The following is a 3,420-nucleotide window of genomic DNA, read 5'->3' as shown; positions in this document are numbered from 1 at the left end:
TCAGTTTTTTCTTAATCAGCGGCTTCCTATCCTCCCAGGGGSCSTCCCCCCAAGTACTTTCGGCGTTTGCGGGCTTAACTGCTGTGTTCGGCATGGGAACAAGTGGATCCCCGCAGCTATCGCCACTGAATTATGTTATTCAGGCGTCGGACAAGTCCGACGTAAGCGATTCACACAGTTTTGCGTGTCGTCTCTGACTCCTTCAAAACTGGTTCTCTGCTTATCGTATCCTGACAACTGCATAAAAATGTTTCATACATCCAACGAACTATCAAGAATCTTTCCGCTCGTCTCCGAATCGTCGTTCTCTCTGTGTATCTGTTTCCAAATTCACAGCCTCCTGAGATTCGGAGTAAGCGATTCGCACATGTTTGTGCGTCGCCTTTCGGCTCCTTCAAACATGGCTCTCTGCTTAAGTCAAGTCCTCGGTCTATTAGTACCGGTCCGCTCCGTACATCGCTGTACTTCCACTCCCGGCCTATCAACCACATCGTCTTTGTGGGACCTTACTTGTTAAACAATGAGAAACCTCATCTCTAGGCTGGTTTCACGCTTAGATGCTTTCAGCGTTTATCCGTCCCCGACGTAGCTACCCAGCTGCACGGCTGGCGCCATGACTGGTACACCATTGGTCGGTCCACTCCGGTCCTCTCGTACTAGGAGCAGCCCCTTTCAAGTTTCTTACGCCCGCGATGGATAGGGACCGAACTGTCTCACGACGTTCTGAACCCAGCTCGCGTACCACTTTAATGGGCGAACAGCCCAACCCTTGGGACCTACTTCAGCCCCAGGATGTGATGAGCCGACATCGAGGTGCCAAACCTCCCCGTCGATATGGACTCTTGGGAGAGATAAGCTAAGCCTGTTATCCCCAGGGTAGCTTTTATCCGTTGAGCGATGGCAATTCCACTCTCTACCACCGGATCACTAAGCCCGACTTTCGTCCCTGCTCGACCTGTCCGTCTCGCAGTCAAGCTCCCTTCTGCCTTTGCACTCTTCGCGCGGTTTCCGTCCGCGCTGAGGGAACCTTTGGGCGCCTCCGTTACTCTTCGAGGCGACCGCCCCAGTCAAACTGCCCGCCTGAGACTGTCCGCAAGCTCGTTACGCTTCTCGTTAGAATTCCAATAAAACAAGGTTGGTATCCCACCAGCGGCTCCGTGAATACTGGCGTACTCACTTCTCAGCCTCCCAACTATCCTGTACATCTCTTACCGGAATCCAATCTCAGGTTACAGTAAAGCTCCATGGGGTCTTTCTGTCCAGTCGCGGGTAACCTGCATCTTCACAGGTACTTCAATTTCACCGGGTCCCTCGTTGAGACAGTGCCCAAATCGTTACACCTTTCGTGCGGGTCGGAACTTACCCGACAAGGAATTTCGCTACCTTAGGACCGTTATAGTTACGGCCGCCGTTTACTGGGGCTTCAATTCACTGCTTCGCTTGCGCTAACACTTCCTCTTAACCTTCCAGCACCGGGCAGGTGTCAGCATCTATACATCAGCTTTCGCTTTAGCAGACGCCTGTGTTTGTGGTAAACAGTCGCTTGGGCCTCTCTTCTGCCACCCATCTCCGCTCCATGCGTTTCTGCACTTCACGTACGCTGGGTTATCCTTTTCCCGAAGTTACGGATATATTTTGCCGAGTTCCTTAACGAGGGTTTTCCCGCGCACCTTAGAATTCTCATCCTGCCTACCTGTGTCGGTTTCGGTACGGGTGCCTGAGTCCTCACTAGAAGCTTTTCTCGACAGTTTAGTGCCAGCCCCTTCGCTTCTGTCTCCAGAAGCTCCCCATCGCATCTCGGCCTTATGGGAAACGGATTTGCCTGTCTCCCGACCTACCTGCTTGGACGTGCTCTTCCATTCGCACGCGCGCCTTCCTTCCTGTGTCACTCCTTCGCTCAAACGGCCTCAGCCAGTACAGGAATTTCAACCTGTTGTCCATCTCCTACGCGTCTCCGCCTCGGATTAGGTCCCGACTTACCCTGGGACGACGATCGTTGCCCAGGAACCCTTAGGCTTTCGGTGGAAGGGATTCTCACCCTTCTTTTCGCTACTCATACCGGCATTCTCTCTTCCTGCCTGTCCACCTGTCCTTCCGGTCAGGCTTCTCCCATGCAGGAACGCTCCCCTACCCAATTAACTTATGTTAATTGCCAAAGCTTCGGTTCCGTACTTTAGCCCCGGACATCTTCGGCGCAGAGTCTCTCGACCAGTGAGCTATTACGCACTCTTTTAATGGTGGCTGCTTCTGAGCCAACATCCTGGTTGTTTTCGAAATTCCACATCCTTCGCCACTTAGTACGGCATTGGGGACCTTAGCTGTTGGTCTGGGCTGTTTCCCTCTTGACTATGGGCCTTATTACTCACAGTCTGACTCCCATGGATAAGTACAGCCATTCGCAGTTTGATTAGGTTCAGTAGCCGGATAGGCCCCTACCCCGTTCAGTGCTCTACCGCCTGTACTCTCGCCATGAGGCTAGCCCTAAAGCTATTTCGGGGAGAACCAGCTATCTCCACGTTCGATTGGCATTTCACCCCTACCCACATCTCATCCAAAAGCTTTTCAACGCTCACTGGTTCGGTCCTCCACACATTTTTACCTGTGCTTCAACCTGGACATGGGTAGATCACTGTGGTTTCGGGTCTACTCCAACTAACTATACGCCCTGTTCAGACTCGCTTTCGCTGCGGCTCCGCATTTCCTGCTTAACCTCGCTAGCTGAAGTAACTCGCCGGTTCATTCTTCAATAGGCACGCCGTCGACCATATAAAGGTCTTCGACTGCTTGTAGACATACGGTTTCAGGTTCTCTTTCATTCCCCTCCCGGGGTTCTTTTCACCTTTCCCTCACGGTACTATGCGCTATCGGTCCATATCAGTGTTTCGCCTTGGAGGGTGGTCCCCCCAGCTTCCCACAGGGTTTCTCGTGTCCCGTGGTACTCCGGATCCTGCTCCATGCACTTGCTTACGCCTACGAGGCTCTCACTCTCTCTGGCTGAGCTTCCCAGCTCATTCTGCTTCACTCATGCATTTGATAGCAGTCCACAACCCCGGATTGGTTTCCCATTCCGGTTTGGGCTCTGCCCCGTTCGCTCGCCGCTACTAGGGGTATCTCTGTTGATTCCTTTTCCTCCGGCTACTTAGATGTTTCAGTTCACCGGGTGCCCTTCCTCATAGAGGATGACAGCACTACTGCTGCCGGGTTTCCCCATTCGGAGATCTGCGGGTCAAAGGTTACTTGCACCTCACCGCAGCTTATCGCAGCTTATCGCGTCCTTCTTCGGCTGATATGGCCAAGGCATCCGCCGTACGCCCTTACTTACTTGACTATTTTTTCATGTATCACGCCATCCACACGGGATGTCGTGATGAACAAGAATTCAAGGTTCGTTAAGATCTCTTTTTAAAAAGAGGTATCTGA

Annotated in this window: 2 rRNA genes; both read right to left on the bottom strand. The window is 52.5% G+C overall.

From position 1 onward, the window contains the following. Positions 1-13: 13 nt before the first annotated feature. Positions 14-130: ribosomal RNA gene (gene rrf, locus NM10_RS12735) — 5S ribosomal RNA — on the bottom strand. Positions 131-413: 283 nt separating this feature from the next. After that, positions 414-3,328: ribosomal RNA gene (locus NM10_RS12730) — 23S ribosomal RNA — on the bottom strand. Between the last annotated feature and the right edge of the window lie 92 nt (positions 3,329-3,420).

Source organism: Megasphaera sp. NM10, from assembly GCF_000417505.1.
Lineage (GTDB): Bacteria > Bacillota > Negativicutes > Veillonellales > Megasphaeraceae > Megasphaera > Megasphaera intestinihominis.
This window is presented reverse-complemented; position numbering and strand designations above follow the sequence as displayed.